General features: G+C 65.7%; 20 protein-coding genes. 8 read left to right on the plus strand and 12 right to left on the minus strand.

The genetic code is table 11. The features are described 5' to 3' along the window. Positions 1 to 38 precede the first annotated feature (38 nt). On the plus strand, positions 39 to 2,825 hold the full coding sequence (gene polA / locus U1F38_RS04050; protein ID WP_409985753.1) for a DNA polymerase I: 2,787 nt from the start codon (positions 39 to 41) through the stop codon (positions 2,823 to 2,825). Here polA and U1F38_RS04055 read toward each other — a convergent pair whose 3' ends face one another. Genes U1F38_RS04055 through U1F38_RS04080 form a run of 6 tightly spaced genes read right to left on the minus strand, consistent with a single transcriptional unit; the run spans position 2,826 to position 8,964 of the window. Continuing rightward, positions 2,826 to 3,221 carry a monovalent cation/H(+) antiporter subunit G gene (locus U1F38_RS04055; RefSeq protein ID WP_409985754.1) on the minus strand — a complete coding sequence of 132 codons (396 nt, stop codon included), beginning with the start codon at positions 3,219 to 3,221 and terminating at the stop codon, positions 2,826 to 2,828. Then, a complete protein-coding gene (locus tag U1F38_RS04060) occupies positions 3,218 to 3,496 on the minus strand; it encodes a K+/H+ antiporter subunit F (protein ID WP_409985755.1) in 279 nt (92 codons plus the stop codon). The genes U1F38_RS04055 and U1F38_RS04060 overlap by 4 nt, the downstream gene beginning before the upstream one ends. After that, positions 3,493 to 3,987, minus strand: a complete 495-nt coding sequence (locus U1F38_RS04065; RefSeq protein WP_409985756.1) for a Na+/H+ antiporter subunit E — start codon at positions 3,985 to 3,987, stop codon at positions 3,493 to 3,495. Before U1F38_RS04065 ends, U1F38_RS04060 begins: the two co-directional genes overlap by 4 nt. Continuing rightward, complete coding sequence (locus tag U1F38_RS04070; protein ID WP_409985757.1) at positions 3,984 to 5,687, minus strand: monovalent cation/H+ antiporter subunit D; 1,704 nt, start codon at positions 5,685 to 5,687, stop codon at positions 3,984 to 3,986. The genes U1F38_RS04065 and U1F38_RS04070 overlap by 4 nt, the downstream gene beginning before the upstream one ends. Next, on the minus strand, positions 5,684 to 6,046 hold the full coding sequence (locus tag U1F38_RS04075) for a Na+/H+ antiporter subunit C (RefSeq protein WP_409985758.1): 363 nt from the start codon (positions 6,044 to 6,046) through the stop codon (positions 5,684 to 5,686). Before U1F38_RS04075 ends, U1F38_RS04070 begins: the two co-directional genes overlap by 4 nt. Beyond that, positions 6,046 to 8,964 (minus strand): monovalent cation/H+ antiporter subunit A, encoded by a 2,919-nt coding sequence (locus tag U1F38_RS04080; RefSeq protein ID WP_409985759.1) that lies wholly within the window; start codon positions 8,962 to 8,964, stop codon positions 6,046 to 6,048. The genes U1F38_RS04075 and U1F38_RS04080 overlap by 1 nt, the downstream gene beginning before the upstream one ends. 139 nt (positions 8,965 to 9,103) lie before the next feature. Here U1F38_RS04080 and U1F38_RS04085 point away from each other — a divergent pair, with 139 nt between their 5' ends. Together U1F38_RS04085 and U1F38_RS04090 are read left to right on the plus strand one after the other, a co-directional pair. Then, positions 9,104 to 9,790: a response regulator gene (locus U1F38_RS04085; RefSeq protein WP_409985760.1), complete on the plus strand. Its 687-nt coding sequence runs from the start codon at positions 9,104 to 9,106 to the stop codon at positions 9,788 to 9,790. A gap of 194 nt (positions 9,791 to 9,984) precedes the next feature. After that, on the plus strand, positions 9,985 to 11,340 hold the full coding sequence (locus tag U1F38_RS04090; RefSeq protein ID WP_409985761.1) for an ATP-binding protein: 1,356 nt from the start codon (positions 9,985 to 9,987) through the stop codon (positions 11,338 to 11,340). Positions 11,341 to 11,375: 35 nt separating this feature from the next. On the opposite strand, the gene U1F38_RS04095 is transcribed toward U1F38_RS04090, so the two are convergent. The 4 genes from U1F38_RS04095 to U1F38_RS04110 form a co-directional block, all read right to left on the minus strand. After that, positions 11,376 to 12,239 carry a nucleotidyl transferase AbiEii/AbiGii toxin family protein gene (locus tag U1F38_RS04095; RefSeq protein WP_409985762.1) on the minus strand — a complete coding sequence of 288 codons (864 nt, stop codon included), beginning with the start codon at positions 12,237 to 12,239 and terminating at the stop codon, positions 11,376 to 11,378. Continuing rightward, positions 12,236 to 12,841 carry a type IV toxin-antitoxin system AbiEi family antitoxin domain-containing protein gene (locus U1F38_RS04100; RefSeq protein ID WP_409985763.1) on the minus strand — a complete coding sequence of 202 codons (606 nt, stop codon included), beginning with the start codon at positions 12,839 to 12,841 and terminating at the stop codon, positions 12,236 to 12,238. Before U1F38_RS04100 ends, U1F38_RS04095 begins: the two co-directional genes overlap by 4 nt. 337 nt (positions 12,842 to 13,178) lie before the next feature. Next, a complete protein-coding gene (locus U1F38_RS04105) occupies positions 13,179 to 13,538 on the minus strand; it encodes a hypothetical protein (protein ID WP_409985764.1) in 360 nt (119 codons plus the stop codon). Positions 13,539 to 13,547: 9 nt separating this feature from the next. Beyond that, on the minus strand, positions 13,548 to 14,186 hold the full coding sequence (locus tag U1F38_RS04110) for an HNH endonuclease (RefSeq protein WP_409985765.1): 639 nt from the start codon (positions 14,184 to 14,186) through the stop codon (positions 13,548 to 13,550). A 41-nt stretch (positions 14,187 to 14,227) separates the two neighbouring features. Here U1F38_RS04110 and U1F38_RS04115 point away from each other — a divergent pair, with 41 nt between their 5' ends. Both U1F38_RS04115 and U1F38_RS04120 read left to right on the plus strand, forming a co-directional pair. Then, a complete protein-coding gene (locus tag U1F38_RS04115) occupies positions 14,228 to 15,238 on the plus strand; it encodes an IS5 family transposase (protein ID WP_409985509.1) in 1,011 nt (336 codons plus the stop codon). A gap of 294 nt (positions 15,239 to 15,532) precedes the next feature. After that, positions 15,533 to 16,719, plus strand: a protein-coding gene (locus U1F38_RS04120) for an IS3 family transposase (RefSeq protein WP_409985737.1) whose coding sequence is annotated in 2 segments (ribosomal slippage) — positions 15,533 to 15,788 and positions 15,788 to 16,719 — 1,188 coding nt in all. Because the reading frame shifts where the segments join, the coding sequence is not laid out codon by codon here. Between the two features lie 34 nt (positions 16,720 to 16,753). Here U1F38_RS04120 and dcm read toward each other — a convergent pair. Continuing rightward, entirely contained in the window at positions 16,754 to 18,079 is a 1,326-nt protein-coding gene (gene dcm / locus U1F38_RS04125) for a DNA (cytosine-5-)-methyltransferase (protein ID WP_409985766.1), read from the minus strand. Positions 18,080 to 18,414: 335 nt separating this feature from the next. Here dcm and U1F38_RS04130 point away from each other — a divergent pair, with 335 nt between their 5' ends. Then, positions 18,415 to 19,896 (plus strand): Do family serine endopeptidase, encoded by a 1,482-nt coding sequence (locus tag U1F38_RS04130; protein WP_409985767.1) that lies wholly within the window; start codon positions 18,415 to 18,417, stop codon positions 19,894 to 19,896. A 240-nt stretch (positions 19,897 to 20,136) separates the two neighbouring features. Here the strand turns inward: U1F38_RS04130 and U1F38_RS04135 are convergent, their stop codons facing one another. Beyond that, complete coding sequence (locus tag U1F38_RS04135; protein ID WP_409985768.1) at positions 20,137 to 20,409, minus strand: hypothetical protein; 273 nt, start codon at positions 20,407 to 20,409, stop codon at positions 20,137 to 20,139. 77 nt (positions 20,410 to 20,486) lie between these two features. Here U1F38_RS04135 and U1F38_RS04140 point away from each other — a divergent pair, with 77 nt between their 5' ends. Together U1F38_RS04140 and rpsO are read left to right on the plus strand one after the other, a co-directional pair. Then, complete coding sequence (locus tag U1F38_RS04140; protein WP_409985769.1) at positions 20,487 to 21,656, plus strand: pyridoxal phosphate-dependent aminotransferase; 1,170 nt, start codon at positions 20,487 to 20,489, stop codon at positions 21,654 to 21,656. A 148-nt stretch (positions 21,657 to 21,804) separates the two neighbouring features. Next, complete coding sequence (rpsO, locus tag U1F38_RS04145; protein ID WP_409985770.1) at positions 21,805 to 22,071, plus strand: 30S ribosomal protein S15; 267 nt, start codon at positions 21,805 to 21,807, stop codon at positions 22,069 to 22,071. The last annotated feature ends 289 nt before the right edge of the window (positions 22,072 to 22,360 follow it).

Consider the following 22,360-nt stretch of genomic DNA (forward strand, 5'->3'; position numbering starts at 1 on the left):
GTGCGTGCTCTTGCACCGGGCGCGGGCACAATGCCGCCATGACCGAAAACACCCCCGCCACCGTGCCGCGCCTGCTGCTGGTCGATGGCTCCAGCTACTTGTACCGGGCGTTTCACGCCATGCCCGATTTGCGGGCCGACCCGACCGATCCGCACAGCGCGCCCACCGGTGCCATCCGCGGCATGATCAACATGCTGGGCGCGCTGAAAAAGGACTACCCCGACGCGCAATACGCCGCCTGCGTGTTCGACGCCTCGGGCCCCACCTTTCGCGATTCGATCTACCCCGAATACAAGGCCAACCGCTCGCCCATGCCCGATGACCTGCGCAGCCAGATCGCGCCGATCCACGAGGTGGTCAAGTTGCTGGGCTGGCGCGTGCTGGCCGTGCCCGGCGTGGAGGCCGACGACGTGATCGGCACGCTGGCCCACGCGGGGGCGCAGCAAGGCCTGGAGGTCGTCATCTCCAGCGGCGACAAGGACCTGGCGCAGCTCGTCACCGAGCACATCAGCATCATCGACACCATGAGCGGCAAGCGGCGCGACCTGGCCGGCGTGCAGGCCGAGTTCGGCGTGAGCGCCGCGCAGATGCTGGACTACCAGACCCTGGTGGGCGACGCGGTGGACAACGTGCCCGGCGTGGACAAGGTGGGCCCCAAGACCGCCGCCAAATGGCTGGCCGAATACGGCTCGCTGGATGCCATCGTTGCGCATGCGGACGAGATCAAGGGCGCGGCCGGCCAGAACCTGCGCGACAAACTCGGCTGGCTGCCCACCGGCCGCGAGCTTTTGAAAATTCGCACCGATTGCGATCTGGCGGGCCACGTGGACGGCTTGCCCGCTCTTGATTCAATAGCTGCCGGCGCTGAAGAGACGCAGGCTTTGGCTGATTTCTATCAAAAATTCGGCTTCCGGTCGCTGGTCAAGTCGATGAACAAACCCGCACCTGCTGCGACGGCTGCGGCAGCGCCCGCGGCCGCCGATCTGTTTGCCGATGCGCCCGCGCCATCGCCCGTGGCCCAGGCCGGCCTGAGCTACGAGACCGTGCTCGACTGGCCTGCGTTCGAGCGCTGGCTGGCCCGCGTCGAGGCCGCCGAGCTGACCGCGCTGGACACCGAGACCACCTCGATCGACGAAATGCAGGCGCGCATCGTGGGCATCAGCTTCAGCGTGGCGCCGGGCGAGGCGGCCTACATCCCGCTGGCGCACACCGGGCCCGACGCGCCGCGGCAATTGCCCATCGACGAGGTGCTGGCCCGCCTGAAGCCCTGGCTGGAAAACCCGACGAAGAAAAAGCTGGGCCAGCACATCAAGTACGACCGCCACGTGCTGGCCAACCACGGCATCGAGGTGGCCGGCTACGCGCACGACACCATGCTGCAAAGCTACGTGCTGGAGGTGCACCGCCCGCACAACCTGGCCAGCCTGGCCGAGCGCCACCTGGGGCGCAGCGGCATCAACTACGAAGACCTGTGCGGCAAGGGCGCGCACCAGATCCCGTTTGCCCAGGTGCCGGTGCAGCAGGCCGCGCGCTATTCGTGCGAGGACTCCGAGCAGACGATGGACGTGCACCGCGTGCTGTGGCCGCGCCTTGAGGCCAGCGAGCGCCTGCGCGCCATCTACGCGCTGGAGATCGAGTGCAGCGAGGTGCTCTATCGCATCGAGCGCCACGGCGTGCTGATCGACGCCGCTCTGCTGCAAAAGCAAAGTCACGAACTGGGCCAGCGCATCGTCGAGCTGGAGGCTCTGGCCCATCAGCTTGCCGGCCAGCCCTTCAACCTGGGCAGCCCCAAGCAGATTGGTGAAATCTTCTTCGACAAGCTGGGCCTGCCCGTGGTCAAGAAAACCGCCACCGGCAAGCCCAGCACCGACGAGGAAGTGCTGGAGAAGCTGGCCGAGGACTTTCCGCTGCCCGCGCGCATCCTGGAGCACCGCGGCCTGGCCAAGCTGAAGAGCACCTACACCGACAAGCTGCCGCAGCTGCTGGACGCCGGCGGGCGCGTGCACACGCACTACGCGCAGGCCGTGGCCGTCACCGGGCGCCTGGCCAGCAACGACCCCAACTTGCAGAACATCCCCGTGCGCACGCCCGAGGGCCGGCGCATTCGCGAGGCCTTCATCGCCCCGCCCGGCCACGTGATCATGAGCTGCGACTACAGCCAGATCGAGCTGCGCATCATGGCCCACCTGTCGGACGACGCGGCCTTGCTCAAGGCCTTTCACGACGGGCTGGACGTGCACCGCGCCACCGCCAGCGAGGTGTTCGGCGTGCCGGTCGAGCAGGTCAGCCCCGAGCAGCGCCGCTACGCCAAGGTGATCAACTTCGGCCTGATCTACGGCATGAGCCGCTTTGGCCTGGCGCGCAACCTGGGCATCGACAACACCGCCGCGGGCAACTACATCGAGCGCTATTTCGAGCGCTACCCCGGCGTCAAGCGCTACATGGACGACACGCGCCAGCTCGCCAAGGCGCAGGGCTACGTCGAGACGGTGTTCGGTCGGCGCCTGGTGCTGCCCGAAATCAATTCCCCCAACGGCCCGCGCCGCCAGGGCGCCGAGCGCGCCGCCATCAACGCGCCCATGCAGGGCACGGCGGCTGACCTCATCAAGAAGGCCATGGTGGCCGTGCAGCAGGCGCTGGAGCAGCAGCGCAAGGCCAGCGCCATGGTGATGCAGGTGCATGACGAGCTGGTGCTGGAGGTGCCCCAGGCCGAGCTCGACTGGGCGCGCGCCGAAGTGCCGCGCCTGATGGCGGGCGTGGCCAAGCTGAAGGTGCCGCTGCTGGCCGAGGTGGGGGTGGGCGCCAATTGGGAGCAGGCGCACTGATCAGCCGGCGCGCGTGTCGCCCGGCCCGGCCGATTCGATCGTGTGCTCCGGATGCAGGGGCGGCGGCAACAAATCCCCGCAAGGCTTGCGCCGCGCCCGAAACAGCGCGGCGCGGCTGAGCATGACGGTGGTGATCGGCACGGTGATCGACAGCGTGATGATGATCAGCCAGGCGCGCAGTTGCAGCTCGCCGTCGTGCAGCGAAAAGAACAGCATCGACGCCAGCGTGACGCACCAGGCGCTGCCCACCAGGGCCAGCGCCGGCGGGTGCAGGCGCTCGAAGAAGTCGCGCAGGCGCAGCACGCCCCAGGCGGCGGCCAGGGTCAGCACGGCGCTCAGCAGCAGCAGGCAGCCGACCAGGATCTGGGCCCACAGGGGCACGGCCGCCGCCGTCATTCGATCACCTCGCCGCGCAGCAAGAACTTGGCCATGGCGCACGAACTGACGAAACCGAGCAGGGCGATCAGCAGCGCCGCCTCGAAGTAGACGTGGCTGGCGTAGCGGATGCCGATCACCAGCGCCGTCAGCATGCCGATGCCGTAGATCAGGTCCAGCGCCAGCACGCGGTCTTGCGCCGTCGGGCCGCGCAGCACGCGCACCAGCAGCAGCAGGCTGGCCAGGCCGTAGGCGCCCAGCGTGACGGCGATGGCGGCGGCAAGAAAGGCACTCATGATTCGAAAATCTCCCGCAGGGGTTGCTCGTAGCACCGCTTGTAGTGCGCAATGAAGGCGGCCTCGTCCGGCGCGTCCCACACGTGCAGCAGCAGCGCGCTGCCGTCGCGCGCCAGCTCGCACCAGACGGTGCCCGGCACCACCGTGGTGATGACGGCCAGCGCCGCCAGCGCGCTGGGGTCGCGCAGCTCCAGCGGAATGCGCACGAAGCGCTTGTGCGTCGGACGGCCAGGCCGGGTCATGAGCGTGCGCAACACCAGCGCGTTGGACCAGAGCACGTCGCGGCCGACCACGGCAATCAGGTGCAGCACCGTCAAGGGGTGGCGGATGCGCGGGCGCGCCGTGCGCAGCGGCGCCAGCAGGGCGGGCACGGCCAGGCCCAGCCCCACGGCCAGCAGCACGTCGCTGGCGTCCAGCGAGGCGTTCAGCACCAGCCACGCCACGATCAGGGCGGCACTCAGCAGCGGGGCCGGAAACAGCCGCTTCATCATCGCCGCAGTCCCATCTCGCCATTGGCGACCGGGGAGGGCACCGGCTTGGCCGCCATCACCGTGCCGATGTAGTGCCGCGGGTCGTGCAGCTCGCGCGCGGTGGCGTTGACGTAGCGCAGCACATCGTCGGCGCGCCACACCAGCACGCCGATCAGCAGCAGCAGCGCGCCGATCGGCAGGGTCTCGATCAGGCGCAGGCGTGGCGAGGGCCGTCCGGTGGGCGACCAGAAGTAGCGCGCTCCCGCGCGCGACAGCGCGATGATGGACAGCAGGCCGCTGACCAGCAGCAGGCCCAGCAGCACCCAGGCCGCGGGCGACACCAGCGCGTTCTGGCCAAAGCCGGCCGGGTTGAGCAGGGCCGACAGCATCACCACCTTGCCGACAAAGCCGGCCAGCGGCGGCAGCCCCGCCAGCGTCAGCCCGCAGACCATGAAGGCCAGGCCCAGGAAGGCCATGGCCGCCGGAATGGGCAGGCCGATCAGCGCCTGCTCGTCCTCGTCCAGGTTGACGTCGCGCGTGCGCATCAGGTTGGCCGGAAAGACAAAGGCGTCGTCCGTTTGCATGTCGCCCAGGACCGCCGGTTGTTCTTCCATGTCGCGCGCGCGGTCGATCAGCTCGGCCAGCAGGAAGAAGGCGCACACCGCCAGCGTGGAACCCAGGACGTAGTACAGCGCGCCGCCCGTCACCGCCGGCTGGCCAAAGCCCAGCGCGGCCAGCAGCGTGCCCGAGGACACGATGGCGCAAAACGCCACCATGCGCCCCAGGTGCTGGGTGGCCAGCACGCCGATGGCGCCCATCGCCAGCGTGATCAGGCCGATGCCCACCAGCGCCGGCCCGCCGAACAGGGTGGACACGCCGGCGTCGGGCCCGAACAGCACGGTCCACACCCGCAGCACCGCGTAGGCCCCCAGCTTGGTCAGGATGGCGAACAGCGCCGCCACCGGCGTGGAGGCGCTGGCATAGCTGGCGGGCAGCCAGAAGTTCAGCGGCCAGGCGGCGGCCTTGACCAGAAAGCCCACCGCCAGCACCGCCGCGCCGGCGTGCAGCAGGCCGCGGTCGGTGTCGGCAATGGCCGGCACGATGATGGCCATGTCGGCCAGGTTGAGCGTGCCGGTCACGCCGTAGAGGATGGCCACGCCGATCAGAAACAGCGTGGAGGCCATCAGGTTCATCGCGATGTAGTGCAGCCCCGAGCGCACCCGCGTCCAGCCCGATCCATGCAGCAGCAGGCCGTAGGACGCGGTCAGCAGAATCTCGAAGAACACGAACAGGTTGAACAGGTCGGCTGTCAGAAAGGCGCCGGCCAGCCCCATCAGCTGCAACTGGAACAGCACGTGAAAGTGCACCCCGGCGCGGTCCCAGCGCGCCACGGCGTACAGCACCGCGGCCAGGCCCAGCACGCTGGTGAGCAGCAGCATCATGGCCGACAGGCGGTCCACCACCAGGGTGATGCCGTAGGGAATGGGCCAGTTGGAGGGCAGGTACACGCCCACTGCGTGCGGCCCGTCGCCGTGCTGCACCCACAGCAGCAGCGCGATCGACACCGCCAGCCCCAGCGCGCACGCCAGCACGCTGAGCAGCGCCTTCGACTTGCGGCGCCTGTCGCCCAGCAACAGCAGCAGCGCGGCCGTGGCCATGGGCAGCAGGATGGGCGCCACGATCAGGTGCGGCATCAGCGATGCGACGAAGTCCGGGTTCATCGCTGCTCCTGCGCGTCGTCGGCCGGCTCTTCGCCGTCCACGTGGTCGGTGCCCGACAGGCCGCGCGAGGCCAGCAGCACCACCAGGAACAGCGCCGAGGTGGCAAAGCCGATCACGATGGCCGTCAGCACCAGCGCCTGCGGCAGCGGGTCGGTGTAGTTGGCCAGGTTGGCCACCAGGCCCGGCCGCACGAGCGGCTCGCGGTCGATGACCAGGCTGCCCATGGCAAAGATGAACAGGTTGACCGCATACGACAGCAGCGCCAGCCCGATCAGCACCTGAAAGCTGCGCGGGCGCAGCACCAGCCACACGCCCGAGCCGCCCAGCACGCCGATGACGATGGCCATGATGACTTCCATCAGCCCACCTCTGCGGGGTCGGTGCCGGCCGAGACCGTCCGCTCGGGCGACTGGCGGTGGCTGCGCACCGACTGGTGCGCCAGCGCGGTGAGGATCAGCAAGGTGGAGCCGACCACCGTGGCGAACACCCCGGCGTCGAAAAACAGCGCGCTGGCCACGTGCAGCTCGCCCACCACCGGCAGCGTGAGGTGCGCGGTGTGCGTGGTCAGAAACGGATAGCCCCAGAACAGCGAGCCCAGGCCCGTGCCCAGCGCCAGCACCAAGCCGACGGCGATCCAGCGCGTGACCCGCAGCGGCAGGTGGGACTCCACCCACAGCGTGCCGCCCACGATGTATTGCGCCACGAAGGCAATGGCCACCACCAGCCCGGCGACAAAGCCGCCGCCGGGTGCGTTGTGCCCGCGCAAGAACAGATAGGCCGCGGCGACCACGATCACCGACATCAGCAGCCGCACCAGCACCGCGGGTACCATCAGGTAGCCCAGCGCCGTGTCCTGCGCCGTGCGCGGGTTGATCAGGTCGCTCACCAGATCGGGCGGCACGGCCAGCTGCTGGGGTGGCAGCTCCACCACCTCGCGCGGCGGGCGAAAGCGCCGCAGCAGCGCATACACCGTCAGCGCCACGATGCCCAGCACGGTGATTTCGCCCAGCGTGTCGAAGCCGCGAAAGTCCACCAGCATCACGTTGACCACGTTGGCGCCGCCGCCCTCGGGCAAGGCGCGGTCGATGAAGAAGGGCGAAATGCTTTGCGGCGCCGGCCGCGTCATCATGGCGTAGGCCAGCACCGCCATGCCGGTACCGGCCACGATGGCGATCACGCCGTCGCGCCCGCGCCGTACGCGCACGCGCAGGCCTTCGCGCGGGTTTTGCTCGGGCAGGCGCCGCGGCAGCCAGCGCAGGCCCAGCAGGAAGAGGATGGTGGTGACGACTTCCACCGTCAACTGGGTCAGCGCCAGGTCAGGGGCGGAGAACCACAAGAAGGTCAGGCTCACGCACAGGCCCACCACCCCGGTCATCACCAGCGCCGCCAGCCGGTGGAACTTGGCCTGCTGCGCCGCGCCCAGCGCGCTCAGGCCGCCCATCAGCCACAGCAGGGCGAATTCGAGGTTGGCCGGCACGCGCTCGCGGTGGCCCCAGCTCACGCCGCCGTGCCACAGCGCCGTGGTGGCCGCGGCCACGGCGGCCAGCACCAGCAGCAGCATCTGCGGTTGCAGCCGGCGGGTGCTCAGGCGCGCCAGCGCCCAGCGGCCGCCCTGGTCCAGCGCCAGCAGCGTGCGCAAGAACATGCGCTCGCCGTTCAGCCAGCGGCCCAGCGGCGGCTGGCGCAGGTATCCGCGCTTGCGCAAGGCGCGCAGCACGGCATCCAGGGCCACGCCACCGACCAGCGCCACCAGGCTCATCATCAGCGGCTTGCCCCAGCCGTGCCACAGCGCCAGGCTGTAGTGCGGCAGATCGCCGCCCACCACCGGCCGCGCCGCCAGCGCCAGCGCGCTGCCGATGGACCACTGCGGCACCATGCCCACCAGCAGGCACAGCAGAACCAGCACTTCCACCGGCACGCGCATCCAGCGCGCGGGCTCGTGCGGCGTCAACGGCAGGTCGCGCGCCGGCGGCCCCCAGAACACGCCCGCAAAGCGCAGCGAATACACCACCGCGAACACGCCCGCCACCGTGGCGGCAATGGGCAGGCCCCAGTCCAGCCAGACGTTGCCGCGCAGCTCCACGGTTTCGGCAAAGAACATCTCCTTGGACAAGAAGCCGTTGAGCAGCGGTACACCGGCCATGGCGGCGCTGGCCACGAAGGCCAGCGCCGCCGTGATCGGCATGGCCCGGCGCAGGCCCGACAGGCGCCGCAGGTCGCGCGTGCCGGTTTCGTGGTCGATGATGCCGGCCGCCATGAACAGCGAGGCCTTGAAGGTCGCATGGTTCATGACGTGGAACACCGCCGCCACCGCGGCCAGCCTGCCGCCCATGCCCAGCAGCAGCGTGATCAGGCCCAGGTGGCTGATGGTGGAATACGCCAGCAGGCCCTTCAGGTCGTTCTGGAACATCGCCGCGCCCGCGCCCAGCACCAGGGTGATCAGGCCCGCGCTGCCCACCCACCAGAACCATTCGGGCGTGCCCGCCAGCGCCGGCCACAGCCGCGCCAGCAAAAAAACGCCGGCCTTGACCATGGTGGCCGAATGCAGGTAGCTGGACACCGGCGTGGGCGCCGCCATGGCGCGCGGCAGCCAGAACTGGAAGGGAAACTGCGCGCTCTTGGTGAACGCGCCCAGCAGCACCAGCGCCAGCATGGGCGTGTACAGCGCGTGCGCCTGGATGCGCTCGCCCGCGGCCAGCACCGCGTCCAGATCGTAGCTGCCGGCAATGTGGCCCAGCATCAGCACGCCGGCCAGCAGGCACAGGCCGCCGGCGCCCGTCACCGTCAGCGCCATGCGTGCGCCGCGGCGGGCGTCCTTGCGGTGGTGCCAGTAGCCGATCAGCAGAAAGCTGAACAGGCTGGTCAGCTCCCAGAAGAACACCATCTGCACCAGATTGCCCGCCAGCACCACGCCCAGCATGGCGCCCATGAAGGCCAGAAAGAAGGCAAAAAAGCGCGGCACCGGGTCGCCCTGGGACATGTAGTAGCGCGCGTACACCGCCACCAGCAGGCCGATGCCCGTCACCAGCAGCGCGAACATCCAGGCCAGGCCGTCCATGCGCACCACCAGGTTGATGCCGGCCGAGGGGATCCAGCGGTACTCCTCGCGCAGCACCGTGCCCGCCTGCAGCGCGGGCATGAGCCACAGCACCCAGGCCAGGCCCGCGCCCGACACCACGGCCGCCCACGTGGCTGCCGTGGTGCGCGCGTGCGTGGGCAGCAACGCCGCCACCAAGGCGCCGGCAAAGGGCAGCAGAAGCAGAAAAACCAGGTCCATCGGACGGACGTTGAACGGAGGGCGGGGACGGCACCCGAATATAGCAGTCGGGTGCCGCGATCAGTCGGCACCGGCCATGGCTTGCGAGCTATCAAATCAGGAGTTATCGGATGGGGCGGCTCTGGGTCACAATGCCCAGATGCGAATTCTGCTGGCCGAAGACGACGCCATGATCGGTGAGGTGGTGCACGACGCGCTGCGCGCCGAAGGGCATGCGGCCGACTGGGTGCGCGACGGCGCCCAGGCCGATACGGCGCTGACCACCACCGCCTACGATCTGCTGCTGCTGGACTTGGGCCTGCCACGCCAAAGCGGCCTGCAGGTGCTGCGCGCCCTGCGCGCGCGCGGTGCGCGCCTGCCGGTGCTGATCGCCACCGCGCGCGACGCCGTGGCCGAGCGCGTGGCCGGGCTGGACGCCGGCGCCGACGACTACATCGTCAAGCCCTACGACCTGGACGAGCTGCTGGCGCGCGTGCGCGCGCTGCTGCGCCGCGCCCATGGCCGCGCCGAGCCGGCGTATGAATGGGGGCCCGTGCGCATCGTGCCCGCCACGCGCGAGGTCACGCTGGCCGGCCAGCCGGTGCAGCTGTCGGCGCGCGAATGGGCGGTGCTGGAGCCCCTGCTGGCCCGGCCCGGCCGCGTGCTGTCGCGCCAGCAGCTGGAGGACAAGCTCTACGCCTGGGGCGAGGAGATCAGCAGCAACGCGGTGGAGGTCTACATCCACGGCGTGCGGCGCAAGCTGGGCGCAGGCCTGATCGAGAACGTGCGCGGGCTGGGCTACCTGGTGCCGACGGCAGCCGGCGGAAAGAGTGGGGCGCACACGTGAATGCCCCTGATTTGATAGCTGTCCGCGCTTGCTTGACGGGCGCTGGCGGCCTTTTTCTTTCTCCTTCCCCCGCTGGGGGAAGGTTGGGATGGGGGCCCGGTGCGCCCATGCAGACCCGTGCCGATCGGCACCCCGCCAGCCCCCACCCCAACCCTCCCCCAGCGGGGGAGGGAGCGATGCACGCGCGCTGAACCATGGCGGCTACCACCCCACGCCCCGCAGCCGACCCACCCGCCCGCTCGCTGCGCGCGCGCCTGACGCTGCTGCTGCTGCTGACGGTGCTGGTCACCGCGCTGGCCCAGGGCGTGATCACCTGGCGCGCCGCGCGTGCCGAGATCGAATCGGTGTTCGACGCGCAGATGGAGCGCATTGCCCTGTCGCTCACCGGCGGGCTGGCCTCCAGCGTGCTGGAAGGCAGCGTGATCGACGGCCCGCCCGGCACGCAGGAGCTCATCATCCAGGTCTGGCGCGCCGACGGCATCATGCTGTACCGCTCGCCCTCGGCGCGCCTGCTGCCGCCGCAGGCCGTCATCGGCTTTTCGGACGTGCAGGCCGCGGGCGAGCCCTACCGCGTGTACACGCTGGAGACCGCCACGCAGGTCATTCAGGTGGCGCAAGCCGTCAGCGCGCGCCGGCGCATGGCCGGGCAACTGGCGCTGCGCGCGGTGCTGCCGGTGGCCCTGCTGGCGCCTGTGCTGATGCTCATCGTGGGGTGGGTGGTGGGCCGCGCGCTGGCACCGGTGCAGCAGTTGCGCCGCCAGTTGGCCGCGCGCCGCGCCGACGAGCTGGCGCCCCTGCCCGTGGCCGGCCTGCCGGCCGAGGTGGCACCCCTGGTGGCCGAGATGAACGGCCTGCTGGCGCGGCTGGAGGCGGCGTGGCAACAACTCTCGGACTTCACCGCCGATGCCGCGCACGAGCTGCGCTCGCCCCTGGCCGCACTGCGCCTGCAGGTGCAGGGCCTGCAACGCGCCGACACCGACGAGGCGCGCCAGACCGCCACCGAGCGCCTGCTGGCCGGCGTGGACCGCGCCACGCGCCTGGTCGAGCAACTGCTGGCCCTGGCCCGCCACGACGGCAATGGCGCCGCCAGCGCCACCGCGCCCGTGGACCTGGCCGCGCTGGCCCGCCGCGCCCTGCATGACGCCACATCAGAGGCGCAGGCGCGCCAGATCGAACTGCGCGGCCCCGACGCCGCAGCGCCAGTCATGATCCAGGGCCAGGCCGACGCATTGGCCGTGCTGCTGCGCAACCTGATCGACAACGCCCTCAAGCACACGCCCGCTGGGGGCGTGGTGCAGGTCAGCGTGCGGCACGGCGAGGGCGCTGGTGCGGAGCTGGCCGTGGAAGACAGCGGCCCCGGCATCGCCCCCGAAGACCGCCAGCGCGTGCTCGACCGCTTTTACCGCGTGCCCGGCACCCCCGGCCACGGCAGCGGCCTGGGCCTGGCCATCGTGCAGGCCGTGGCGCGCCGGCACGGGGCGCGGATGGAGGTGGGGGAGTCGGCGGGGTTGGGTGGGGCGCGGGTGGAGGTCAGCTGGCCGGCGCCGTAACCGGACCAGTCATCGGGCGCACGACAATGGTGTGCTCAATGGGCAGTCCGCACCAATGCCGGAGCCAGGACAAATCGCAAGCGTTGCACGGTGGCAAGCAACGGCTCGGGCGGAATTTCGTTCTTTTTGAGAAACGTCAGCCACAGCGCCTGTCGCGACGCATCGTGGGCAAACTCGTCCGTCAGCCCAATCGGCAGGGCATCAGGCACGGACATCCCGCGCCGTTCGAAGGTGGCCTTGATTGCCTGCGCCAGCAAATCGGTGTCCAGGGTTTCTCTTTCCAGCAGAACCGACAGATCAAAGTAATCCTTCAGGCGGCTGTTGGTCATGCCCAGCACGGCGATGGCGTGGAGCTTTTCCGAGATGACCGTGTACGTCGGGTACGCCCGCAGCCGGGGCGCAGGAAGATCGTCCAGCAGGACCGGATAGACTGAATCCACGGGCGCCGGTGTGACGGCATCGCCGAAGCCGACATCGATCTGCGTTTTGCAGCGCGCCTTGGCTAGTTCGCCCGCGATGATCACGCGCACGCCGCCGTAACCGGCCTCTTTGCGGATATCGTCGGCCGTAACCGAGGCCGGGTCGAACACGATGCCGTCGTCCACAGCGACGGCGGCGATGTCGCGGAAGGTTTCGGCCATCGAAGCCAAATCGCTCGCGCCGAAGCCGAGCAGGTCCGCGTCACGCGTGGCCCGATGCGGCATGTCGTACCAGAGCGTGAACAGCAGCGCGCCCTTGAGCAGGAAACGATCCGCGTGCTGCGACTGGGTCATGCGGTAGAGGATGCGCTCCAGCGCAAAGCGCACCAGCACCTGATTGAAATCGACACCCTGCGCCTTGGCAACGTTGAGCAGGCGCGCACGGACCGACGCGGCGACGTTTGGATTCGCGGGGCTCACCCGATGCTCTCCAGGTAGGGCCGCATCACGTTGGCCACGCGGCAGACTTTGGCGAAGCGCCAGATGTCATCGCTTGACGCCTTGTTGCGGGTCCGGGCGTCCTTTAGCGCTTCCAGCGCCACGTCCAGGCCGATCTTGTTGCGGTGCTTGAAGCAGTCCGCCACCGTCTTGGCCACGCCGTACACCCGCAGCTTGACGCCATCGCGTTCAACTTCCTCGACGCCCGCCGTGTAGGCCTCGCCCGTGAACTGCACCATCTTGATCGGCGGATAGTCGAACCGCGGCGCATGGCTGCCGCGTGGCATGGCGATCCAGACCTGGCGCGGCAGTTGGGTGGTGAGCTCATGAAACTGCAGTGCGGTGAGCAGGCAAAACACCGCTTGCGGCACCTTGGTGGCGACAGTCGCCAGACTCTCGTGTTCAGACCCCTGGGCCTGTGGCAGGCGGTACAGGCCACGCCCAATCCGCTCCAGCAGACCCGCGGCGGTCAGGCGCGTCAGCACGACCCGGGGTGCATCGATGGCGTCCAGATCGCTGGCGCGCAGCAGTCCTTTCTGGCTGGCCAGACCGAGGACGCGCTGGGTGTGGGTGTCGGGGAGCATGGTTGGAGCATGTTCCTTTTATTCGTCGAATGCAACAACAAGTCGAATTTTTGGAACAAACACAATTTGAAAAAAATCAGCCAGTATCGGGCATTTGTCAATGCAAGCAGCTATCAAATTTGGCAAATTGACCATGCGGCTTCTGCCTTGGTGTGCGCTATTCTGAAAGACGTGGGAGGCATGGTGCTTTCAAGAATGGTCGATACCAATAACAACGGTGACACTACCCGATGGTCTCTATGACCTGTTGCTGACCGAGGGACTGGCGCGATCACTCGCGGGGCTCGATCCGTCGCACGCAGATGCGTCAGGGGAAATGTTGATCCGCCCCCAATTTTCACGCATGAGGTGATAACATATAATCCCAGGTTTGCACTTTTTCAAAAAGTAAACGCAAAGCCTTCAGATTGCCCCAAAGTTTTAACGTCTCAATCTCTTCTTTTGTCGCGTGCCGTAAACCGACAAATTCGTGAGCGGGTACATCTTCTTCTGTTGGCCCATCGCTGAATTGATAGAGCTCTTCATATAATGTTGGAATTTTGAGTTGTTCCGCAATAAAAAAATTCCAAGTGTCGCATTTATTTTCTATTGCTTCTTGGTCTTTTTGGGTAAATTTTCCTTTCAAAAGTAATTTCCCATATACCTTGAAATTCCCTGCATCTCGGTATCGATATTCAAAAATACAATAATTTAACATTTGGTTTTGTCAATTTTGAGCCATGGTGGTTCGATGGTTTTCAATAAAATCTGTGTGAGGAAAAAAACGATCAGGCATCTCAATTTTTTGACCATCGATATGCCAAAAAATTTCTCTTAAAAATTTATCTGATGTTTGTTTGATTGAATTTGACAAAATAATTTCGTGATCATCTGTTAGGGAAAAAAGGTGATTGTCAAATGCTTTGTCATGTATTGATGATAGACATAAACCATTTCGCGGGTTCAGCCGATTTGCGCGATCCTTGCTCCACGGGACAATGTGACTTGCAACGAGGAATCTTGCATCGCTGACGCCAGAAATACAACAGCGGCCTCGGTAGCTAGCAAGAACTGCGCGGCGAAAGAAATTTTGTTTCATGCGCTGCTGAATGATCGCAACACGTGTGTCGCCGGTATAGTCTGTCATATCAATTTCTTCAGACTCAGTGCTGTCTGTGATTTCAAGGTTACTTGGAATTCCCAGAAATCCTCTTAGTTTTTCGCATTCAACAGTAAGTTTTTCCCAGTCGTTGTGAAATTCATCCCAAATCTCACGATCTTTTTTTGACGAACCGCTTAGGCCTTTCCTTCCAGAGTTGGTGATCGATGGGTCAAGGCTAGGGAAACGCTGATTTATTCGGGCCAACCCCGATGGTCGATTGCTGCGTTTGCTACTAAACTCGGAGCATGAAACAAGTCAGCTTTGCCAGCTTGGAGTATGCAGGCAAGAAGCGCGTGACGCGCCGCGAGAAGTTCTTGGGCCAGATGCAGAAGGTGGTGCCCTGGCAGCGCCTGCTGGCCCTCATTGAGCCGCACTACCCCAGCAGTGGCCGCGTTGGCCGCCCGCCCATCGGCCTTGAGCGCATGCTGCGCATGTACTTCGTGCAGCAGTGGTACGCGCTCAGCGATGAGGCGCTGGAAGATGCGCTGTACGACAGCTGCGCCATGCGCGAGTTTGTGGGTATCGACTTGGCGCGCGAGAGCGCACCCGATGCCACCACGCTGCTCAAGTTCCGCCGCCTGCTCGAGCAGCGCGAGCTGGGCAAGGCGATCTTCGAGCAGATCAACCAGCACCTGAGCGAGCAAGGCCTGCTCATGCGTGAGGGAACGATGATTGACGCCACCATCATCGCCGCACCGAGTTCCACCAAGAACAAGGATGGCCAGCGCGATCCCGAGATGCACCAGACCAAGAAGGGCAATCAGTGGCACTTCGGGTTGAAGGCGCATATCGGGGCCGACTCTGACTCGGGTGCAGTGCACAGCATCCATGTCACCGCAGCCAACGAGTCGGACGTGGCCAACGCTCACCACCTGCTGCACGGTCAGGAAAGCGATGTACACGCCGATGCAGGCTTCACGGGCGTTGAAAAGCGCGAGGAGGTCAAAGCGGCGCAAGATGAGGGACGCATCAAAGCGGACGTCAACTGGCACGTCGCGGAGCGCCGTCACAAGATCAAGGCCATGCCCGAGGGCTTGACCAAGCAGTTGAAGCAGGCGCTGGAGCGGGTGAAGGCGCAGATTCGCGCGCGCATCGAGCATCCGTTTCACGTGGTCAAGAACCTCTTTGGCCACAAGAAGCTGCGCTATCGTGGCTTGGCCAAGAACGCGAGCCAACTGAACGTGATGTTCGCGTTGGCCAACCTGGTGTTGCTCAAGATGCCGCTATTGCAGTTGCAAGGCACAGGTGCGCCTTGAAAGCGCAAACGGGGCTTCAAAGAGGCCGAAAAGGCAAAAACAAGGCTTGAAAACAGCCCGAGTCGCAAACCGCAAGCCGCATCATGAAACGAAGGATGCAAATTCTGATGGCCGAGCTTTCGGCGGCCATTGTTCAGTGGTTCCCTAGCAAAATTCACAAGTTTCATTGCTAGCGAACCTGGTGTGCGGGCTATTAACTTGGCTAGATCAATAATTTCAGGATTCCGATCTGACCTTGCCCCCGAAAAACGTATCCCTTGCTGAGTGGTTCAATCCAAGCAAGGAGAGACGAAGATGACGAAGACGACGAGAGCGCGCTACACGCTCGAATTCAAGCAAGAGGCCGTGCGGCTGGTCGAAGGCGGCCAGAGCATCGCGGCGGCCGCCCGCACCCTGGGCGTGGTCGATCAGACCCTGTTCAACTGGGTCAAAGCCCAGCGTGCCGGCAAACTCACCGGCGCCGACAGCAAGCTGGTGAGCGCCGAGCAGATGGAGATCAGTCGGCTGCGCGCAGAACTGGCGCGCGTGAAGATGGAGCGCGACATCCTGGGAAAAGCGACGGCGTACTTCGCAAAGGCATCGACGTGAAGTACGCCTTCATTCAGCGCCACCGGCGCGTGTGGCCCATCTCGGTGCAGTGCCGCGTGCTCGGCGTCAGCGTAGCTGGTTATCACGAGCACTTTGTACGGCGCGCCAGCGATGACCATCGTCGCCACCTGAGCGACGACGCGTTGCTGGTACACATCAAGGCCATCCATGCCCAGAGCCGCGGCAGCTACGGTTGGCCCCGCGTGTGGCGTGATCTGCTGGCCCGGGGTATCCGCGTAGGCAAAGAGCGGGTGCAAAAGCTCATGCAGTTGCACGGCATCCGCGCCAAGGGCAAACGCCGCTTCAAAGTCACCACCGACAGCCGCCACGATCTGCCGATTGCGCCCAACCTGCTTGGGCAGCAGTTCAACGTGGCCGAGCCAGACAAAGTCTGGGTGGGCGACATCACCTACATCGCCACCGACGAAGGCTGGCTGTTTCTGGCCGTGGTGATCGATCTGTTCAGCCGTCAGGTGGTGGGCTGGAGTCTGCGCAGCGACATGACGCGCAGCATCGTCATCGATGCGCTGCGCATGGCGTGGTTCAAGCGCCATCCAGGCAAGAATGCCGGGGTGATCTTCCACAGCGACAGAGGCAGCCAGTACGCCAGCGGCGAGTTCACGGCGGTGCTGGCCGAGTACGGCATCACCAGCTCGATGAGCCGCAAGGGCAACTGCTGGGACAACGCATGCAGCGAGACCTTGTTTGGTTCGTTGAAGGTGGAGCGGCTGCACGGGCAGCGGTTCAACACTCGCCGTCAGGCCATGGATGAGGTGATTGGCTGGCTGCTCTGGTACAACCGGGAACGGCTGCATTCGACGCTGGACTACGTCAGCCCGATGCGGTTTGAAGAGAACTGGCAGGCCAATCAACCCCGGCAAGCCAGTGCATGAGAGCAGCTATGGGATACGGATTCCAGGGGCAAGGTCAATCATGCAGCTTGCCAAATGGTGTTTGGCAATAGAAATAAAATGCTAGCTTGAGTTGCTCTTTAGACCAGTTTCCATTGTTTGGAAAAATACTATTTAAGTTAGGGGCTGCTTGCATGGCTGATATTTTTTTAATATTCGGTATGATGCATTTTGCAACAGTGGCGATCATTGGAGCGATAGCACTTGTCGCAAACAACTGATATGCCTGCGTATCACTCACCGGTATCTTGAACGTGTCCGGAAACCCCATCAGCCGCGCGCACTCGCGCGGCGTCAAGCGTCGCGGGCGCTTGCGGGCGCCTTGCGACACCAGAATTTCCGAGCCGTCCTTGTAGTAGCGTGCCGACAGCGTGCGCGTCACGCTGCCGCCGTCGACCAAGCCGAAGCCGAAGCCGTTGCCCGCTGCCTTGTGTTTGGCGGCGTAGTCTTGCAGGTATTTCCACAGATGCGGCGTCAGCGTGTATTTGGCGTTGACCTTGGCCAGCGAGCCCTCGGTGTAGGGCGCCTCGGCAAGCTCGCTGCCGTCTTCGGGGTGCAGGATGCTGGCCAAGCGCGGCCCTTGCGCGGGCAGCTGCAGGTCGTTCCAGCTGAAGTCGGTGACGTCCCGAAAGCCGACGATCAGGATGCGCTCGCGGTGCTGGGGCACGAAATGTTGCCCGTCAATCACCTTCCAGTGGATGTGGTAGCCCAGCTCTTCGCGCAGCACCTTGCAGATCACGCGAAAGGTGTTGCCCTTGTCGTGGCTGACGAGGTTTTTGACGTTTTCCAGCAGGAACGCGGCCGGGCGCTTGGCGGCGATGATGCGCGCCACGTCGAAAAACAAGGTGCCTTGCGTTTCGTCGGCAAAGCCGTGGGCACGGCCCAGCGCGTTCTTCTTGGACACGCCGGCAATGCTGAACGGCTGGCACGGAAAGCCGGCCAGCAGCACGTCGTGGTCGGGCACGTCCTTGGCATCGACCGCAGTGATATCCCCGGCAAAGGTGTGCGTGGCGTCGGGGTGGTTGGCCAGATAGGTCTTGGCGGCAAACGGGTTCCATTCGCTGGTGAACACGCAGCGCCCGCCGTGGGCCTCAAAGCCCATGCGAATGCCGCCGATGCCGGCAAACAGGTCGATGAAGGTGAATGCGGCGTCACGCTGGGCAGAGGCATCGGCCAGCGGCAACAGCCGTTGGCGGATGGCGTCGGCCAAGTAGGGGCGGGGTTCGGCCTCGCCCAACTCCCAGCGGCGCACGGTGCGTACGCTGACGCCCAGTTGCTGAGCCAATTCACGCTGGTTGTAGCGGTCGCGAAGGCTGACCAGCAGGTGTCGTGCGTCGTCCATGAAGTTCTGAAAAGGATGTTGACAAAGACATTATGTCCTTGTTTTGTCCCCCTGTGCAAACATCCAGCAATCACGCGTCGGCCATCGATTCATCGTGGTCGTTCGAGACTGCGACTGGATGGGCAAGAACCGGGGCCATCAAGACCGGTCCAGCATCTGCTCCGACAAACCGATACGTCTTTCGACGATTCGATGAAAACGGCTTGCAGTGCCCGTCTACAAAGCGTCATCAGCTATCAAAACAATAATTTCCCAATCTTAAGTTTCCCCTAACTCTCGCAGTTCACAGTCCCCCCCATCGTCCCAGCCCGGGACAAGACTTGAAAGGACTGATCATGAACTCGCTCAAATTCAAATCTTCCCGTCTGGCCCTGGCTTTGCTGGCCGCGGGGGTGGTGGGCGGCGCGGGCGTGACGGCGGTGCGGGGCTTTTCCACGCCGGTGTTCGCGCAGCAGCCGGCGGTGGTGGCGACGGCCAATGCGCCCGGCCCGATTGGTGTGGTGACGGCGCCCGACTTTGCGACGATTGCGGCGCGCGAGGGCCCGGCGGTGGTCAACATCAGCGTGAGCGGGACCGAGAAGGTCAGCGACGGCGGCGCGGCCATGGACCCGGGTCTGCGCGACTTCATGCGGCGCTTCGGCATTCCGCCGGGCATGTTGCAGCAAGGGCCCAACGGCGGCAGCGAGACGGTGCCGGTGCGCGGTCTGGGCTCGGGCTTCATCATCAGCGCCGATGGCTTGATCATGACCAATGCGCACGTGGTCAAGGGCGCCAAGACGGTCACCGTCAAACTGACGGACCGGCGCGAGTTCAAGGCCAAGGTGCTGGGGATGGACCCGAAGACCGACATCGCGGTACTGAAGATCGACGCGCACAACCTGCCCACCGTGCCGATCGGCAGCAGCCAGGCGCTGCGCCCGGGCGACTGGGTGCTGGCCATCGGCTCGCCGTTTGGCTTTGAAAACACCGTGACGGCGGGCGTGGTCAGCGCCAAGGGTCGCTCGCTGCCGGACGACAGTTCGGTGCCCTTCATCCAGTCCGACGTGGCCGTCAACCCCGGCAACTCGGGGGGGCCGCTGTTCAATGCCCAGGGGCAGGTGGTGGGCATCAACTCGCAGATCTACAGCCGCTCGGGCGGGTTCATGGGCGTGTCGTTCTCGATCCCGATCGAGCTGGCCATGCACATCGAGCAGCAGATCGTGGCCCATGGCAAGGTCGAGCACGCGCAACTGGGCGTGACGATCCAGCAGGTCAATCAGGACTTTGCCGACTCGTTCAAGCTGCCCAAGCCCGAAGGCGCGCTGGTGGCCCAGGTCACCAAGGGCAGCGCGGCCGACAAGGCGGGCCTGAAGCCGGGCGACGTGATCCTGTCGGCCAACGGGCAGACCATCGTCGATTCGGGCGATTTGCCCGCCAGCATCGCCCTGGCCAAACCGGGCGAAAAGCTGCACATGAACATCTGGCGCGACGGCCACAACGACGAGATCACGGCCACCTTGCAGGGGACCAAGGCCTCGGGCGACGAAACGGCGCAATCCGGCCAGGCCGATGGCGGCAAGCTGGGCCTGGCGCTGCGCCCCTTGCAGCCGCAAGAGCAGCGTGAAGCGCACGTCAAGGGCGGCCTGCTGATCGAGCAGGCGGCCGGCGCGGCTGCTGCTGCCGGCGTGCAGCAGGGTGACGTGCTGATGGCCATCAACGGCCAGCCGGCCACCAGCGTGGATCAGGTGCGCGACGTGCTGAAGAAATCCGGCAAGTCGGTGGCGCTCTTGATTCAGCGCGACGGGCAGCAGCTTTTCGTGCCGGTGCCGCTGGGTTGATCGCCCGCGCCTTGCCTGGAGGCCAAACCGCCTGATTGGCGACGGGCCCGAGGCTCCTTCCCCCTCTGGGGGAAGGTTGGGTTGGGGGCCGGCAGCGTTGGGTTGGCCCCGGCATCAAGATGTTTGCGCTGCCGGCCCCCACCCCCGCCCTCCCCCAGAGGGGGAGGGAGTGAACGATGGATAAACCCGCTCCTCACGCTTGTCTGGCAAGCGCGGGGAGCTATTTTTTATGTAGCGCTGTCAGTTGGCATAACCCATGCAGGCGCCCGCGTTGGGCCGGCCGCGGCATTCGCGTGTCAGGCGGGCGTCCTCGTGGCGCTGGCGCTCGGCGGGCGTGTCGCCGTTGGCGTAGCTGGTCTTGGGCGCAGGCTTCAGGCGCGTGCCGCGGGCACCGCCGCGCGCCTTGCGGGGTTTGTCCTCGGCGGACTTGGTGCGCGCCTGCGCCAGCGGCAGCGCGCCCAGCACGGATGCCAGGCAGGCGCCGGCGGCCAGCCGGCGGGTGATGAGCGACATGGTGATTCCTCCCGGGGTGAGCGCCGCAGCGCCGATGTGTGCGATGCTTGCAGGTTCATTAGATAAGCCCCGATTCCATGCGTCAAGCCATTCTCGACCTCGAAGAGTCCAAGATTCGTGAAGTTGCCAACGCCGGCATGGGCCGCGCCGACGTGCTGCCCTTCTGGTTTGGCGAAAGCGACGAGGTCACGCCCGAGCCGGTGCGCGCCGCCGCCGTCGCCGCGCTGCAGGCGGGCGAGACCTTTTACTCGCACAACCTGGGCCTGCCCGAGCTGCGCCAGGCGCTGGCCGGCTACACCAGCGCGCTGCACGGCCCCATCGGGCCCGAGCGCATTGCCGTCACCTCGGGCGGCGTCAACGCCCTGATGCTGGCCATGCAGATGCTGATCGACGCCGGCGACGAGGTGCTGGCCGTCACCCCCGTGTGGCCCAACCTGACGGCGCAGCCGCTGATCCTGGGCGCGCGCCTGCGCTGCCTGGCGCTCAAGCCCCAGCCGGACGGCGCCTGGACGCTGGACTTGCCCGCGCTGCTGGCGGCCATCACGCCGACCACGCGCCTGCTGGTCATCAACTCGCCCAACAACCCCACCGGCTGGACGCTCTCAAAGGCAGAGCAACAAGCCATTGTGGCGCGCTGCCGCGAGACGGGAACCTGGATTCTGGCCGACGAGGTGTACGAGCGCCTGTACTTCCGCGATGACACCGCCAATGGCGCGGCTCCTTCATTTTTGGATGTGAGCGGGCCGGATGACCGTCTGGTGGTGGTGCAAAGCTTTTCCAAGGCCTTTTTGATGACCGGCTGGCGCCTGGGCTACCTCGTCATGCCGGCGGCCATGACGCAGCCGCTGGGCAAGCTGATCGAGTTCAACACCTCGTGCGCGCCGGTCTTTGTGCAGCGCGCCGCCGCCGTGGCACTGGCGCAGACGGACACCATCACGCCGCGCATCGTGGCCCACCTGCGCCAGTGCCGCGACACGCTGGTGCCCCTGCTGCAAGCGCTGCCCGGCGTGCAAACCAGCCCCGCACCCGGCGGCATGTATGCCTTCTTGCGCATCGACGGCTTTGCCGATTCGCTGCAACTGGCCAAGTGCCTGGTGCTGGAGGCCGGCGTGGGCCTGGCCCCCGGCGTGGCCTTTGCGCCCCAAGCCGAGGGCTGGCTGCGCTGGTGCTTTGCGTCCAAGGACGTGGCGCGCCTGACGCAGGGGGTTGAACGCGTGCGGGCGTGGCTGGCCGCGCAGGTCAGGTGAGGGCGTTTCCGTAGCGGGCATGCGGCAGCAAGAGGCCCCAATGAGGGACTTCGCTATAATCAACCGGTTTTGCATTTCGCGAAACGCACGTGGCATGCAGTTCCGGCGCGCCACGCAAGTCAAATCATTTGGAACGAGGTTGATTGAAATGATCTCCAAAGAGAACAAGGCCGCTGCGGTCAAGGACAACGCCCGCGCCGCCAACGACACGGGCAGCCCCGAGGTGCAAGTGGCCATCCTGACGGCCCGCATCAACGAGCTGACGCCCCACTTCAAGGAGCACGCCAAGGACCACCACGGTCGCCGCGGCCTGCTGCGCATGGTCAGCCGCCGCCGCAAGCTGCTGGACTACCTGAAGGGCAAGGACGCCGACCGCTATCTGGCGCTGATCGCCAAGCTGGGTCTGCGCAAGTAACCGCATGAATGACGAAGACGCCTGACGCCCGCAAGGCTCAGGCGTTTTTGTCTTTTCTCATCGGGGCGCGGGGTTCAGAAGCGCAAGCTGTGTCATTCCATCAGGTCGTTCGCGACGAATGCGGCGAATTGCTGGAATGGCATCGTTTTCTGATTCAAATCCGGCTCCAGCGCGCTTGGACAAAGCGCAAAAAGCTATCAATCAAGGAGCAAACATGAGCCTGTTCAACAAAGTCACCAAGTCCTTCCAATGGGGCGACAAGACCGTCGTCATGGAAACGGGCGAGATC

The sequence above is a fragment of the Ottowia sp. genome (genome assembly GCF_046348305.1).
Lineage (GTDB): Bacteria > Pseudomonadota > Gammaproteobacteria > Burkholderiales > Burkholderiaceae_C > Ottowia.

Coding starts and splice junctions, on each gene's coding strand:
- U1F38_RS04130 (WP_409985767.1), top strand. CDS start 18,415: ATGAACTCGCTCAAATTCAAATCTTCCCGTCTGGCCCTGGCTTTGCTG.
- U1F38_RS04070 (WP_409985757.1), bottom strand. CDS start 5,687: ATGAACCCGGACTTCGTCGCATCGCTGATGCCGCACCTGATCGTGGCG.
- U1F38_RS04060 (WP_409985755.1), bottom strand. CDS start 3,496: ATGAGTGCCTTTCTTGCCGCCGCCATCGCCGTCACGCTGGGCGCCTAC.
- U1F38_RS04105 (WP_409985764.1), bottom strand. CDS start 13,538: ATGTTAAATTATTGTATTTTTGAATATCGATACCGAGATGCAGGGAAT.
- U1F38_RS04135 (WP_409985768.1), bottom strand. CDS start 20,409: ATGTCGCTCATCACCCGCCGGCTGGCCGCCGGCGCCTGCCTGGCATCC.
- U1F38_RS04080 (WP_409985759.1), bottom strand. CDS start 8,964: ATGGACCTGGTTTTTCTGCTTCTGCTGCCCTTTGCCGGCGCCTTGGTG.
- U1F38_RS04100 (WP_409985763.1), bottom strand. CDS start 12,841: ATGCTCCCCGACACCCACACCCAGCGCGTCCTCGGTCTGGCCAGCCAG.
- polA (WP_409985753.1), top strand. CDS start 39: ATGACCGAAAACACCCCCGCCACCGTGCCGCGCCTGCTGCTGGTCGAT.
- U1F38_RS04065 (WP_409985756.1), bottom strand. CDS start 3,987: ATGATGAAGCGGCTGTTTCCGGCCCCGCTGCTGAGTGCCGCCCTGATC.
- dcm (WP_409985766.1), bottom strand. CDS start 18,079: ATGGACGACGCACGACACCTGCTGGTCAGCCTTCGCGACCGCTACAAC.
- U1F38_RS04090 (WP_409985761.1), top strand. CDS start 9,985: ATGGCGGCTACCACCCCACGCCCCGCAGCCGACCCACCCGCCCGCTCG.
- U1F38_RS04115 (WP_409985509.1), top strand. CDS start 14,228: ATGAAACAAGTCAGCTTTGCCAGCTTGGAGTATGCAGGCAAGAAGCGC.
- rpsO (WP_409985770.1), top strand. CDS start 21,805: ATGATCTCCAAAGAGAACAAGGCCGCTGCGGTCAAGGACAACGCCCGC.
- U1F38_RS04085 (WP_409985760.1), top strand. CDS start 9,104: ATGCGAATTCTGCTGGCCGAAGACGACGCCATGATCGGTGAGGTGGTG.
- U1F38_RS04140 (WP_409985769.1), top strand. CDS start 20,487: ATGCGTCAAGCCATTCTCGACCTCGAAGAGTCCAAGATTCGTGAAGTT.
- U1F38_RS04075 (WP_409985758.1), bottom strand. CDS start 6,046: ATGGAAGTCATCATGGCCATCGTCATCGGCGTGCTGGGCGGCTCGGGC.
- U1F38_RS04055 (WP_409985754.1), bottom strand. CDS start 3,221: ATGACGGCGGCGGCCGTGCCCCTGTGGGCCCAGATCCTGGTCGGCTGC.